Origin of the sequence: Hymenobacter metallicola (assembly GCF_004745645.1) — a bacterium.
GTDB lineage: Bacteria > Bacteroidota > Bacteroidia > Cytophagales > Hymenobacteraceae > Hymenobacter > Hymenobacter metallicola.
In genome coordinates this window covers 404976-417920 of record NZ_SRMB01000003.1, presented here as the reverse complement: position 1 = coordinate 417920, position 12945 = coordinate 404976, and the positions used below count along the sequence as shown (strand labels likewise).

Sequence of the window (12945 nt, the reverse complement as noted above, 5' to 3'; positions counted from 1 at the left end):
CAATACAATGGTAAGACCCGGCGGTAGCTGTTTTTTCGGCTGTACGCGCTACTTCCGCCCCTGAAGTAGGAGGGCGGTGCCCGGCTCCTGCTCGTGAAGCAGAACGGCTTGGTAGCTTGCCAGAATCTTGTCCCGCATTTCGGGGCTGTATACCAGAACCTCAGTGCCCGGAGCCAGATTCTGCAGCCCATCGGGCTGAGTGGTCAAAATCTCGATTCCCCGGCTTCTAAACGCCTTGATGTAGAAGATAATCGTTGGCTGGTAGCCTCCCGGCACCACCAGCGTTACCTGGCGGTAGTCGGAGTGCTCCCGCAGGTAGTTGCGCACAAAGGAACCGGCAGCATGGTCACCTTCCCAGGAAAAGCCGTCCGTGCGCTGATTGATGATAGTTTCTACCGTGTTCTGATACGGCACGGCTACCATTGCCAGCAAAGCCAGAATACCAACAATGGGTTGCCAAGCCCGGGTACGAGCCGGCAGCCACTGCTGCACGCGGCGGTAAACCGATTCCAAGGCCAGACCCAACAGCCAGGCGGCCATCGGGTAGATAGGCGCCGGATACCATTCCAGTTTGGTTTGAGCACTGCTGATTACTGCCATCCAGCACACGATAAACAGGGTCAGCAACAGCGTTAGCCGTCGAACTACGGGGCGCGAATCGAAGGCCAGTACGCCAACAGCGGGCAGCAGCCACAGCGTCCAGGGCGCTAACGTATAGTCCCAGAGGTTGAGCAGGTACAAGTTCCAGGGGCCGGTGTGGTTTTCCAGAGCAGCGGAAAAACGCCCTCCCAACTCATTCATCATCACGGCTTGCCAGTAGCCGGGTAAGACTGCTTCGCGCGCGGTGTAATACAGGGCTGGCACGGCAAAACTGGCCGCCAACACAAGCCAAAAGCGTGGTTGCCGCAGCAAAGAGAGCAGTTTGCCGCTGAAAAGAACATAGAGCACCAGCGCCGGACTGCCAAGCAGCGCTGCCACACCCTTGGTCATGATGGCCGCGGCCAAGGCTATGCCCCACACCACCAGGTAGCGGGGGCGGTTTGTTTCCAGGTACTGGAAAAAGCTGGCCACTCCCAGTACCAGCCACCAGATGAGCATAGCGTCATAGTCGCCGGTCCGGGCTACGTGCGGGGCCATATACCCCGGAATAGTTACCAGGATAAAGGCCGCCGCCAGCCCGCCGCCCAAGCTGCGCAGCGCCCGGGCGCTACAGCCGATCAGAAGCAGTACCGTCGCTATAGCGGCCAGCGTAGTAGGAGTTCGGATAGCTACTTCCGTTGGGCCGAGCAGCCCGATTGCGGCGGCTTGTAGCCAGATAAGCAGGGGCGGCTTGGTATTCCACAGGTCCGGCTTCTGGTCGAAAGTCGTGACGAGAAAGCTGCCTGAATCATGCATCTCCAGCGCATTTACGGCCAAGCGCGACTCATCCCAGGTCTGAATCGGAATCCGGTGCAAATCAAACACCAGCGGAAACAAGATAACGCCCAGCAGCACGCCCAATCCGGCTACGCGCAGCAGCTGCAGGTAGCGGGGGGGCTTGGATTCTGCTTTAGTAGTTACTACAGACCTGTCTGGAGCAGTGAGGTGATTCATTGGAAAGCAAAGTAGCCGGAGAAAGCCAAGATGGCTGGGTAAGAACTAGAAAGTAGCACGCCAAGAAAGCCGCTGACTCTTCCTGAGCCAGCGCAGTCTGAAACGAGGATCATCAAATAAAGCAGCTGGACTAGCGAAGGTGGCAAGATACTCCATTAGCAGGGGAAGCCGGTAGTCGCCGGTACTGGTTTTCTGGTCCGCCGGCTTGGGTTGGAGTGGTAGCAAAGCAGCTAGTATCCAGTCCTTGATAAAAATAAACTGACTTGACGAAACCCAGCACCGCTGGGCCTACAATAGAATGACAAGCAAAGGTAATGAACCAACTGCTGGTAGAAACTCCCGTCGCGCGTGGTTTGCAGGCCTTGAGGGTTTCTGACGTATCCCGCAGGCAGGGCTGCGTTGCCAAGCAAACTCCTGCGGATTACGATGCAGTGTACTAGGAAAAATTCAATTTGCATGAACACTTGGTGTCTGCCGATACTGGCCGAAATGGGTGGTATTCCATTCTGTCTGTCTAGTCTATACTAGCCTTAAGCAGGCATTAAGAATAGGAGAAATATGATAGAGTACTAAGCATAGTGTTGAAAAATGTTCTAATTTTGCCCCAACTAAAGCTTCCTTACTTTTATGAAAAAATTGCTTTACGCCGTCTTTACTTTAGGCGTAGTTGCCTGCGGTGATAACAAAAGCGAAACACCTGCTAACTTATTGGCTAAAAACGACTTCGAGTCGCTGGAAGGCTGGACAAGTGGTGTGCCCGCTCCATCCTTGACCAAAGAGCAAGCCCATTCCGGCCGCTATTCTATCAAAGTGGGGCCGGCTGTAGAGTACAGCTTGGGATATTCCAACCAGTTGGGCAAGCTTAGCGCCAACCGGGTTAAAAAAATCAAGATTCACGGCTGGGCTTATTTGCCCGACAAGCAATCAAATGGCGTCGTTGTTACGGAGATTAAAGATCCGGCAACGGGCAAAAATCTGATTTGGGAAGGCTTGGAAATTGGCAAGCAAACCAAGACAGTAAATAAATGGGTTGAGATTGAGAAAGTAATCGAAATCCCGGCTACTGCTGCTTATACTTCTTTTCTGAACGTGTACATGTGGCGGGCAAATAGCAGCCAGAACATTTATCTCGACGACCTGGAAATTACCAGCGAGGGATAGAAAAGCATTGGCTAGCCAAACTGAGCGGGCAAAGAAAAAGGCGAGCGAAATCCGCCTTTTTCTTTGCCCGCTCAGCTTATAGGATTGCTCTGCACCGGGGAGCAGGAGCTACCAGCAGCACTTTTGCCCTGGCCGGTTGCGCCGCTAGGTAGCCCGGCAACCGCTAGTCGGATATCAGGCGGCCCGTCTATCTTTGCCCGAATTTGACTGGCTGCCCCGTCTGTCATTTGTGAGTTATGAGCAGCTCGGGTGCCGGCTTGCAGAAAGATAATTGAAGCTGCTTTTTGCGGCGCGTATTACAAAAACAGTGGCGGCTATTCACTCCTGCAGTGGGCAAAGCGGCCAGTGGCTTTTAGCTTACCTCAATATGCCTGATTCTAACTCCTTGCGGGTGCGTTGGTGGGAAAGCCGCAACAAGTGGCTGTGGTTTTTACTGACCTTCATCCTATTCACCGTCCATCTGCAAACCTCCCGCTTCGAGGACCAGTACTACGACGCGGAATTCTACTGGCTACTTGCCAAAAGCTTTGATGTAGACGGCGGGGGACAATTTTCCATCTATAATTTTGACACCGCCCTGCGCGGCTACCTGTATCCGCTGCTGAATTACCCGGCCACAGTGCTGGTGCGGGAGTCGCTGGAAGGAGAGTCGGCGGGGGTAATCAAGTTCCTGGGGGCGCTGTGGGCCGGGGCTCTGTTTGGCGTAGTGTGCCCGGCGTTGTGGGAGAAAGTCACCGGGCGGCCCGTTACTGCCCTGCGGCGCCTGCTCTTTATTGTGGTGTGCTTTGTCCTGTGGCGCGACTACTTCAACTTCACCCTAACCGACTTTCCGAGCACGCTGGTGTTGTTTACCGCCCTGCTGTTGCTCTACCAATCCACAAGCCTACCGACCATTTTTGCCGTGGGGGCACTGGTGGCCGCCGCGGTTTATATGCGCCCGTTGTATCTGCTGAGCGTGCCTTTTGTGCTGGCTTTGCTGGTACAGCAACTCTGGGTGCAGCACCGGCAGGCCACTAGCCCAGGGTTGGTGAAAGCGGCAGTGAGCCGGATTCTCGTCTTTGCCGCGGCCTTTCTTCTGGTGGGGGCTCCCCAGTACCTGATTAATACCAACAGCTACAACTCGAACAGCTACTTGGTGCTGGCCGAAGGCGCCGGCGACGTGTACTCCGGCAAAAAGCAGAGCCTGTACTTGTTTCTGCTGAAAGAGGGCGTGAGCCGGCAGCGGTACGAATCCAATGTCGGGCCCACGTATCCCAAGCCCCAGGTTTCCTTTTTCGACCCGGAAGGCAAGGCCATGCTGGCTGAGGAAGGCCGGGACAACTTCGATACCTACGGCGAGTATTTCGCCTTTGTCGGTCGTCATCCGGTGGGCATGCTGAAGGTGTACGTGCGGCACTTCTTCAACGGCCTGGACTTGCTGTACTCGGGACCTTACATCTACAACATCTTCGGCTCTACGTTGCTAAACCGCCTGGTGGTGTACACCGTGCTTTTTGTGGCGCTGCTGGTTATCGTTCGGCGCATCCGGGCCGTGCAGCCGCGGCACTGGCTGCTACTGGCCGCTATTCTGATAACCTGCCTGGCCTCGGTGCCGCTGATTATCGAATGCCGGTTTCTGATTCCGCTGCACTTGCTGCTCTATGCCGTAGCTTTCTTTGGCTGGCCAACGGAATGGACCTGGCGACGGGTCAAGCTCCCGCAGCTGCTGCTCGTTGGCCTTGGCTTCGGGCTGTTTATGTGGCTGTGCTTTACGGTGTCGGCTACCGCGCAGCAGCAAATGGAGTTTACCAGCCCCACGGCACAGGTGCAGTAGTAGGAGCAGAATCTACCTACAGGTTGCCGGTGCGCCCCCCGTCCACCGGCACATTAATCCCATTGATGTAGCCCGCCGCTGGCGACGCGAGGAAGGCCACGGCGGCGGCCACTTCCTGGGCCTGCCCAAAGCGGCCCGCGGGAATGGAACGTAGCATACCGGCCTCAATTTCCTCAACCGACTGCCCCGTTTGCGCTACTTTTTTCTCGATTAACGACGTGTGGCGCTGCGTTACGGTAGCGCCCGGTAGCACATTATTAACGGTAATACCGCTGCCGCCCAGCTCGTTGGCCAGCGTTTTGGCCCAGTTGCCCACCGCCGCCCGAATGGTATTCGAAACGCCCAACCCGGCCAGGGGCTGCTTCACCGACGTGCTGATAACGTTGATGATGCGGCCGTAGCCCCGGGCCTGCATACCCGGCACCACGGCCTGAGCCAGAAGGTGGTTGCAAATCAGATGCTGCTCGAAAGCTGCCCGGAATGCGTCGACTGGGGCCGCCAGAATCGGCCCCCCGGCCGGGCCCCCGGTGTTGTTGACCAAGATGTGAAAGCCCGCGGGGTGGGTTTGCAGGTAGTCGTGCAGGCGGCTGGCCAGCGTAGCCGGGTCGTTGAAGTCGGCCACAAGGTAGTCGTGGGCTTGACCCTGGGGGCGGGGCAGTTCGGCCGCGGCCTGCTGCAGGCTGGCTTCGTTGCGGGCCAGCAGCGTAACGGTAGCACCCAGGTGGGCGAGTTCCTCAGCTACGGCGCGGCCAATGCCCTGCGTGCTGCCGCCTACCAGGGCGTAATGGGAAGTGAGGTCGAGTTGCATCGGGTTAAAAGTAGGGAAATAGTCGTTTCCGTGGGCTGCTAGCCACAGTTGCGGGGTTTTGCGTAAGTTGGGCAACGGTTCCGGCCGCTTTATTATCCTCCCAACCGCCCCGCATATGCCCGTCGCTCGCCCCTTTAATTTCCAGAAGTGGATTGACGAACACCGCCACCTGCTCAAGCCGCCGGTGGGTAATCAGCAGGTGTTCAAAGACAACAAAGACTTTATCGTCATGGTGGTAGGCGGGCCCAATGCCCGCAAAGACTACCATTACGACGAGGGCGAAGAGCTGTTCCTGCAAATTGAGGGCGACATCGTCGTCAAGATTATCGAGGATGGCAAACCGGTCGATATCGAAATCAAGGCTGGGGAAATGTTTCTGCTGCCCGGGGGCGTGCCCCACTCGCCGCGCCGGCCCGCCGGAACGGTGGGGCTGGTGCTGGAGCGTTACCGTACGGCCGGGGAGCTGGACGGCTTTCAGTGGTACTGCGAAAACTGCGGCACCAAACTCTACGAGGAGTTTGCCGAAATTACCGACATCGTGCAGCAGCTGCCGCCCATCATGAACCGGTTCTGGGCCTCGGAAGAGAAACGGACCTGCTCGAACTGCGGCACCGTGATGGCGCCGCCCGCCCCGGTGAAAGCTGACTAACCCCCTGCTGGCCGGCTTTACCTACTATTACCTGCAGCATCCCACCCGTGCTCAAAATCGATATTCACACCCATATTCTGCCCGAAACCTGGCCCGACCTGCGCGAACGGTACGGTTACGGCGGCTTTATCCGGCTCGAACACCACAAGCCCTGTTGTGCCCGCATGATGCAGGACGACAAGTTTTTCCGCGAAATTCAGGACAACTGCTGGGACCCCGAGGTGCGCATGCGCGAGTACGACCAGTTCGGCGTCGATGTGCAGGTGCTTAGCACGGTGCCCGTCATGTTCAGCTACTGGGCCAAGCCCCTCGATGCCCTGGACCTGAGCCGGCTGCTCAACGACCATATTGCCGGCGTGGTGGCCCGCTACCCCGACCGGTTTGTGGGCCTGGGCACTATTCCGATGCAGGCGCCCGATCTGGCCGTGAAGGAGCTGGAGCGCTGCGTGAAAGAGCTGGGCATGGCCGGGGTGCAGATTGGCTCCCACGTCAACGACTGGAACCTGGACGCGCCCGAGCTGTTCGAGGTGTTTGCGGCCGCTGAGGAGCTGGGTGCCTGCGTGTTTGTACACCCCTGGGATATGATGGCCCAGCAGAAAATGCCGAAATACTGGCTGCCCTGGCTGGTCGGTATGCCGGCCGAAAGTACTCTGGCCCTGTGCTCCCTGATTTTTGGCGGGGTGCTGGAGCGCCTGCCCAAGCTGCGCGTGGCCGTGGCCCACGGCGGCGGCTCCTTTGCTTCCACCATTGGGCGCATCGAACACGGCTTTCACGTGCGGCCCGACTTGTGCGCCGTCGACAATCCGGTGAACCCGCGCGAGTACCTGGGCCGTTTTTGGGTCGACTCCCTGGTGCACGACCCGCTAATGCTCGAGTACTTGGTCAAAACCCTGGGGCCGAATAAGATTGTGCTGGGTACCGATTACCCCTTCCCATTGGGGGAGCTGGAGCCCGGCCAACTGATTGAGTCCATGCCCTTCCCCGATGAGATGAAAGCCCGGATGCTGGGAGCCAATGCCCTGGATTGGCTGGGACTGCCCCAGCACTCCTTTGCCAAGATAATGGCTGCCAAGTAAGTTTTGCGTCTACCTTTAGGGGCCGCAGATAGAAGTGGAAGCATCTATCGGCCCGACTATTCTGAGCCCGCCCACGGGGCTGTCCGCTTTTACTGGTGTGGTGGCCCAACCCGGCCCGCCACCTTTTTACCGCTATGAACTTTCAGTCCACGCCCGAATTTGCCGCTGCTCTTGACGAGCAGGATGCCTTGCGCGATTTTCGTAACCGGTTTCACATTCCGCTGGCCCCGGATGGGCAGCCGAGCGTGTATCTGTGCGGCAACTCGCTGGGGCTGCTGCCCAAAGCCGCCCGGGCGGCCGTGGAGCAGGAGTTTGAGAGCTGGGAAAAACACGGCGTGGAAGGGCACTTTCACGGCACTTCGCCCTGGATGCACTACCACGAAACCCTGACCGACAGCACTGCCCGCCTGGTGGGCGCCAAGCCGGTGGAAGTAGTGGTGATGAATAACCTGACCACCAACCTGCACCTGCTGCTGATTTCTTTTTATCAGCCCACGGCCACGCGCTATAAGGTGCTGATGGAAGGCGGGGCGTTTCCCTCCGACCAGTACGCGTTGGAGTCGCAGGTGAAGCTGCACGGCCTCGCGCCCGACGAGGCCATTGTGGAACTGGTGCCCCGGCCCGGCGAGCATACGCTGCGCACCGAAGACATTGAGGCCAAAATTCGGGAGCTGGGCGAGTCCCTGGCCGTCATTATTCTGGGCGGGGTGAATTACTATACCGGGCAGGCTTTCGACATGGAAGCTATTACCAAAGCCGGGCACGCCGTGGGCGCCAACGTCGGCTTCGACCTGGCCCACGCGGCCGGCAACCTGGAACTGCAGCTGCACGACTGGGACGTGGATTTTGCCTGCTGGTGCACCTACAAATACCTGAACTCGGGGCCCGGCGGCACCTCCGGCGTGTTTGTGCACGAACGGTTTGCTCACCGCCCCGATTTGCTGCGCCTGGCTGGCTGGTGGGGCCACGACCCGACCGACCGGTTTCAGATGAAAAAAGGCTTTCGGCCCATGGCTGGGGCGGCGGGCTGGCAGCTCTCCAATGCCCAGATTTTCCCCATGGCTATTCACCGGGCTTCGTTAGCCATTGTGGACGAGGCCGGGGGCATGCCGGCCCTGCGCAAAAAAAGTGAAAAGCTGACTGCTTACCTGGAGTTTTTGGTGCGCAGCCTGGAGCTGCCCCGCCAAACCCTGGAAATTATTACGCCCGCCGACCCGGCCGCCCGCGGCTGTCAGCTGTCGATGCTGGTGCACCACAACGGCCGGGCTTTGTTCGACTACCTGGCCGGCGCGGGCATCATTGCCGACTGGCGGGAGCCCAATGTGATTCGGCTGGCGCCGGTGCCGCTCTACAACTCGTTTGCTGATGTGCAGCGGGCCGGGGAAGTGCTGGCGCAGTGGGCCGGAAAAGCCAAATAGTTATTCAATTTTAATTACGGGTTCTACGTAGAAGCAGGAAGTAGTTTCTAGTACGTTCCCTTTTCCTTTAGTCATGGCCGAAGAATACGCGGAGAAAATGGCCCGCAAAACCGATGCCGAGCTGCGTCAGTACGTGGAGGGCCGGGCCCAGTACCGCGACGACGCCGTACTGGCGGCTTTTGACGAGCTAAGCCGTCGGGGCCAGCCTCACCCCGAGGAAGCCTTGGTGCGCCCGGAGTTGGAGGCGGCCGTGCAAGCCCAGGTTAGTCGCGAGTTGGAAGCCCGCCAGCTGATGGAGCGGGAGGAGGCCGAGGCGGAGTCGCCGACGGCTGTGCCCGAGCTGTACTCCCAGAGTACCATTGTGCTGTTTTCCGTGCTACCGATATCCATGATGATAGGCGGTGGCGTCCTGTTGGGAATGAATTTGTTCCGGCTGGGGCACAAGCGGGCCTTATTGGGCCTGATCGGCTTCATACTCATCTACTTTTTTGTGGCCTCCCAAGTACTGGCCTGGGCGATTTTCCAGCAGGGCTTACACCCGTTTCTGGCCAGCCTCTTGTTTAATGTACCAGCCTTGCTGGTGTATCTGCGCTGGTTTTGGCCGCGCTATGTGCATACCAACAACTACCGGAGCCGCGGCATCATCATTCCCATGCTGGTGAGCTTTCTAATTGTCTGGGGGTTGCAAAAAGCTCTTCCTTACCTGATGCAGCAGCAGCCGAAGGAGGTTCAGAAAATGCAGAAGGACATGGAGCAGATGATGAAACAATAGGGGGGATGTCGCTTACCCTGCTTCCGTTGCCGGCGGCCGAGGTGCTGCTCGATTCTGCTTTTCTGCCTCCCACCCAAGCCCAGCGGCTGTTACTGGAACTGACCCACAGCATTGCTTGGCGGCAGGAATCTATTAAGCTGTTTGGCAAAGCGGTGCCCCAACCCCGCCTTACGGCCTGGCACGGCGAACCGACAGCGCACTATACCTACTCGGGCCTGGCGTGGGTACCTCAACCCTGGACACCCGTCCTGCAGGCTCTGCGCACGCAAGTAGAAGCCGCTACCAATGCCCGGTTTAACAGTGTGTTGCTGAACCTTTATCGTACGGGGCAGGATAGTATGGGCTGGCACGCTGATAATGAGCCTGAATTGGGTCTTGAGCCCGTAATTGCGTCGGTGAGCCTGGGTTCCACGCGCCGGTTTCGCCTCAAGCCCCGCGATGTCCAGCAGACGCCGCACCCGCCTCTCACGCTGGAGCTGACTTCGGGTAGCCTGCTAGTAATGCGCGGCCTTACCCAACAGCAGTGGCTGCACGCCGTGCCGAAGACGGCCCAGCCCGTCGGCCCCCGGCTAAATCTGACGTTTCGGCGAATTATAAATACATAAAAAAGGCTCCTTGCTATTGCAAGGAGCCTTTTTTGTAAAGCTAAGCCAAGCCTATTTGATGTCAATCAGCAGGCCGGCGAAGAGCAGGCGGCCAATGTTGGGGCCACCGTATACCTGCGTGTTGTTGGCATTAAACAGGTTGGATCCACCTACCTGAATGGTCGTGAAAACCTTGGGAATCACGTAGCCCACGTAAGCGTCCACGGAGCTGTAGTCATTGAGCGTACCTACGGCGAAAGGCATTTCGTAGAGGTGGCTCTGGGCCCAGCGGTAGTTTACCGAGTAGTTGAAGTGGCGGGCTACCAAGCCATTGGCGCCGATGTTGTACTTGTGCTTGGGCGTATTGAAGAACGTCTGGAAGCCTTCGGGTAGCTTGTCTTCGTTAATTACATTCAGCGAGTAGTTGGCCGTAATGGTCAAGGGCCGGGTTACGTTGTAGCTCAGGCCCAGGGCGGCACCCTGCGTCTGTACTTCCTGACTGGCGTTGGTCCACACCTGCAGAATCCGGGTGTTGCCCGCACCCGGCGTTTGCAGGGTAGTGGCGCTGGCGCCCAGCTGCTGGGCCGAGGGGCGGCTGCCGTCGCGGTTGCCCACGAAGCGCTGGGCCCCGATAAAGTCGTTGTAGTAGCTGCGGAAGTAATTCACATCCACGACCACCTTGTCCTTGAAAGTCCCTTTGTAGCCTACTTCGTAGGTACCCAGGCGCTCCAGCTTCAGGGGGGCAGCAGTGTACTCATACTGCGTCAGGATACCGGGGTTGGACTGGGCCGCGCCAATTACCTGGCCGTTGGCTGCCGCCAGCGTGTAGCCTTGGAAGCCACCACCGACGTTGCCCAGCAGCAGTACCTGGCCCACGTCGATGCGCACGTACTGGTCGAGTTGGGTAGGCGAGCGGAAGGCGCGGCCGAAGCTGGCCCGGAAGTTATGCTCCTTGTTGGCACCCGCCGAGTACACGGCCGACGCTCGGGGCGAGAAGGCGGCATCGAAGTTCTTAAACGCATCCACGCGGCCGGCCAGGGCTAATTTCAGCCGGTCGCCCAGCATGGTGTGGGTCAGCTGGGCATAGCCCCCGAGCTCATCATTCTGAATACGCGCGTTGTCGTCGGAGAAGAAGTTGCCGTTCGAGCCCAGGCGGAATTTGCGGTAAGCCGCGCCAACAATCAGGTTCGTGCTTGGGGCCAGGGTAAAGTTGTACTGGGCATTGCCTTCATTCAAATAGGAGCTCGGGCTGAGCTTGGCTCCCAGGCCGGGCCGAGGGTCGTTGATGATGCGCGACCGAAGCTCGTTGAAGCGGGGGCTGCTCGGGTCAAGCTGCGTGGCATTGGCCTGGGCCTGGGCAAAAGCCTGGGCTGCCTCCATGCTCTGGCCCTGGCTGCGGGCGCCTTTGTAGGCGGCATTGTAGGTGCCCAGATACTGGTCGATGTAGCGTACGGAGCTGCCTTCCGCTACCGGCGAAGTCTGAATAAACGAGCCCAGGAAGGTTAAATCGTATGATTCGCCGCCGAAATCCTGCACCGACTGGCCGCGCAAGAACCACTTGCTGCCCTTGATTTCGCCGTGTAGCTGGTTGATGCCGAAGTCGCGCAGGCGGTAACGGCTGGCACTCTGGTAGCTGGCCGTGCCCCGCGCGTAGGAGTAGCCTACCGTCATTTTTACGTTGTCAGTCAGCAGGTACGAAAGGCTGGGATGGACTTTAACGGCTTTGGCCTTGTTGTCGTCGGCAATCAGCGTCGATTCGGTGAAGCCCGGCAGAAATACTGTCTTGCCAACCAACTCGGACGATACGCCACCTGGCAACGGCTGGGTGCTGGTGAACGTGTTGCCCAGGTCACCGTAACGGTTTACTGCATCGTAGCCCAGCGTTGAGCCCTCGGCGTTGTTGCGGCGTTCTATTACAGTGTTCGTAGCCGAGTAGTTAGCAGCCAGCCAGTCATCGGCCATGGTATAGGAGCCGACTACTTTGAAGGCAAACTTCTCGCCGAGCTTTTTTGCGTAGCGCAGCTGTCCATCGAAATAGCTCCGCTCACCGCCGCGCACCCGTACGCTCAGGCCTTCGCTAACGAAAGGATCCTTCGAGTTCAGCAGCAGCACCCCGTTGAAGGCGTTGGCACCGTACAGGGCCGAGGCGGGCCCGTGGATGATTTCCACGCTTTCCACATCCAGCTCGGGCAGGCCCGTCAGGTTACCTGCATTCACGTTCAGGCTGGGGCTTTGGGTATCGAAGTAGTCGGTTAGCTGAATCAGACGCTCCGACTTAGCCGAGTTAAAGCCCCGGGTACTGATAGAGTTCATCAGCAGGCTGCTGCTGTTCACGTCAATTCCCTTGTACTGGCTCAGGCCACCCTGCAAATCGGCCGTCGTGATGCGCTCTACTTGCTGGGCGTTGAGCTTTTCCACCGTTACCGGAGCCTGCAAAATACCTTCTTCTACCCGCGAGGCCGAAGCAATTACTTCACTGGTCAGCACCGAGTTTAATTTGAGCTGCACTTTCACGGCCGCGTCAGGCTGCTGCAGGGTAATTTCCCGGCTTTCGTAGCCTACAAAAGAAACGGATAACACTACCGGTGGCGTGCTGAAGTCGGCACGCAGCTGAAACTTGCCTTCCCGGTCGGTGCTGCTGCCAATAAAAGTGCCTTTGACAAATACCGTAGCGCCAGGCAACGCTTCGCCGGCTTCCGTTTGTACTACTCCGCTGACGGTAATATCGTCCTGGGCCCGGGCGCTGGTGCCAGTTAAGAGCAGAGCAAAGAGGATAAGTAGAAAATGGTAAGGTTGCTTCATAGAAAAGTGTGCAAAAGGTGGGGGAAAGCGAAAAAACAGCGCAAAGAATCTGACAAAATTAACGTAGCCATGCCGAACATCCAAATAACAAGATGTTGGGTATCTTAGGGTTTGTTGAATGAAGAAGTTGAATAATTTCAACAAGCGGACTTGTTGTAGCCTCCCGGCAAGGGTAAGGAAGAGAGGTAAAAGTTCAATTATACTCGTAGAGGGCGCCCCGCCTGAAATCGGTAGTGGCCTGAACAGTCCGCGTAAGTTAGTACCAGCCC

Annotated in this window: 10 protein-coding genes; 7 read left to right on the top strand and 3 right to left on the bottom strand. The window is 58.1% G+C overall.

Going from position 1 to position 12945, the window contains the following annotated elements; genetic code table 11:
* Positions 1-48: 48 nt before the first annotated feature.
* Entirely contained in the window at positions 49-1593 is a 1545-nt protein-coding gene (locus tag E5K02_RS16995) for an ArnT family glycosyltransferase (protein ID WP_135396406.1), read from the bottom strand.
* A gap of 627 nt (positions 1594-2220) precedes the next feature.
* Here E5K02_RS16995 and E5K02_RS16990 point away from each other — a divergent pair.
* Entirely contained in the window at positions 2221-2754 is a 534-nt protein-coding gene (locus tag E5K02_RS16990; RefSeq protein ID WP_135396405.1) for a carbohydrate binding domain-containing protein, read from the top strand.
* Between the two features lie 367 nt (positions 2755-3121).
* Positions 3122-4567, top strand: coding sequence for a hypothetical protein (locus E5K02_RS16985; RefSeq protein ID WP_135396404.1), 1446 nt, complete (start codon positions 3122-3124; stop codon positions 4565-4567).
* 16 nt (positions 4568-4583) lie between these two features.
* Here the strand turns inward: E5K02_RS16985 and E5K02_RS16980 are convergent, their stop codons facing one another.
* Positions 4584-5375, bottom strand: a complete 792-nt coding sequence (locus tag E5K02_RS16980; protein ID WP_135396403.1) for an SDR family oxidoreductase — start codon at positions 5373-5375, stop codon at positions 4584-4586.
* Positions 5376-5490: 115 nt separating this feature from the next.
* On the opposite strand from E5K02_RS16980, the gene E5K02_RS16975 reads away from it, so the two are divergent.
* The 5 genes from E5K02_RS16975 (at position 5491) to E5K02_RS16955 (ending at position 9895) form a co-directional block, all read left to right on the top strand.
* Positions 5491-6024 (top strand): 3-hydroxyanthranilate 3,4-dioxygenase, encoded by a 534-nt coding sequence (locus E5K02_RS16975; protein ID WP_135396402.1) that lies wholly within the window; start codon positions 5491-5493, stop codon positions 6022-6024.
* A 47-nt stretch (positions 6025-6071) separates the two neighbouring features.
* The gene (locus E5K02_RS16970; protein ID WP_240737329.1) at positions 6072-7100 is read left to right on the top strand and encodes an amidohydrolase family protein; all 1029 of its coding nucleotides are present in this window, start codon (positions 6072-6074) and stop codon (positions 7098-7100) included.
* A gap of 134 nt (positions 7101-7234) precedes the next feature.
* Complete coding sequence (kynU, locus tag E5K02_RS16965) at positions 7235-8518, top strand: kynureninase (protein WP_135396400.1); 1284 nt, start codon at positions 7235-7237, stop codon at positions 8516-8518.
* Between the two features lie 73 nt (positions 8519-8591).
* Positions 8592-9290, top strand: coding sequence for a hypothetical protein (locus tag E5K02_RS16960; RefSeq protein WP_135396399.1), 699 nt, complete (start codon positions 8592-8594; stop codon positions 9288-9290).
* A 5-nt stretch (positions 9291-9295) separates the two neighbouring features.
* The gene (locus E5K02_RS16955; RefSeq protein ID WP_135396398.1) at positions 9296-9895 is read left to right on the top strand and encodes an alpha-ketoglutarate-dependent dioxygenase AlkB family protein; all 600 of its coding nucleotides are present in this window, start codon (positions 9296-9298) and stop codon (positions 9893-9895) included.
* A gap of 51 nt (positions 9896-9946) precedes the next feature.
* On the opposite strand, the gene E5K02_RS16950 is transcribed toward E5K02_RS16955, so the two are convergent.
* Positions 9947-12676 carry a TonB-dependent receptor gene (locus E5K02_RS16950; protein WP_167856460.1) on the bottom strand — a complete coding sequence of 910 codons (2730 nt, stop codon included), beginning with the start codon at positions 12674-12676 and terminating at the stop codon, positions 9947-9949.
* Between the last annotated feature and the right edge of the window lie 269 nt (positions 12677-12945).

What these genes read in the sequence shown, in the direction of transcription:
- E5K02_RS16985 (WP_135396404.1), top strand. Translation starts at nt 3,122, where the DNA reads ATGCCTGATTCTAACTCCTTGCGGGTGCGTTGGTGGGAAAGCCGCAAC.
- E5K02_RS16980 (WP_135396403.1), bottom strand. Translation starts at nt 5,375, where the DNA reads ATGCAACTCGACCTCACTTCCCATTACGCCCTGGTAGGCGGCAGCACG.
- E5K02_RS16950 (WP_167856460.1), bottom strand. Translation starts at nt 12,676, where the DNA reads ATGAAGCAACCTTACCATTTTCTACTTATCCTCTTTGCTCTGCTCTTA.
- E5K02_RS16955 (WP_135396398.1), top strand. Translation starts at nt 9,296, where the DNA reads ATGTCGCTTACCCTGCTTCCGTTGCCGGCGGCCGAGGTGCTGCTCGAT.
- E5K02_RS16975 (WP_135396402.1), top strand. Translation starts at nt 5,491, where the DNA reads ATGCCCGTCGCTCGCCCCTTTAATTTCCAGAAGTGGATTGACGAACAC.
- E5K02_RS16960 (WP_135396399.1), top strand. Translation starts at nt 8,592, where the DNA reads ATGGCCGAAGAATACGCGGAGAAAATGGCCCGCAAAACCGATGCCGAG.
- E5K02_RS16995 (WP_135396406.1), bottom strand. Translation starts at nt 1,593, where the DNA reads ATGAATCACCTCACTGCTCCAGACAGGTCTGTAGTAACTACTAAAGCA.
- E5K02_RS16990 (WP_135396405.1), top strand. Translation starts at nt 2,221, where the DNA reads ATGAAAAAATTGCTTTACGCCGTCTTTACTTTAGGCGTAGTTGCCTGC.
- kynU (WP_135396400.1), top strand. Translation starts at nt 7,235, where the DNA reads ATGAACTTTCAGTCCACGCCCGAATTTGCCGCTGCTCTTGACGAGCAG.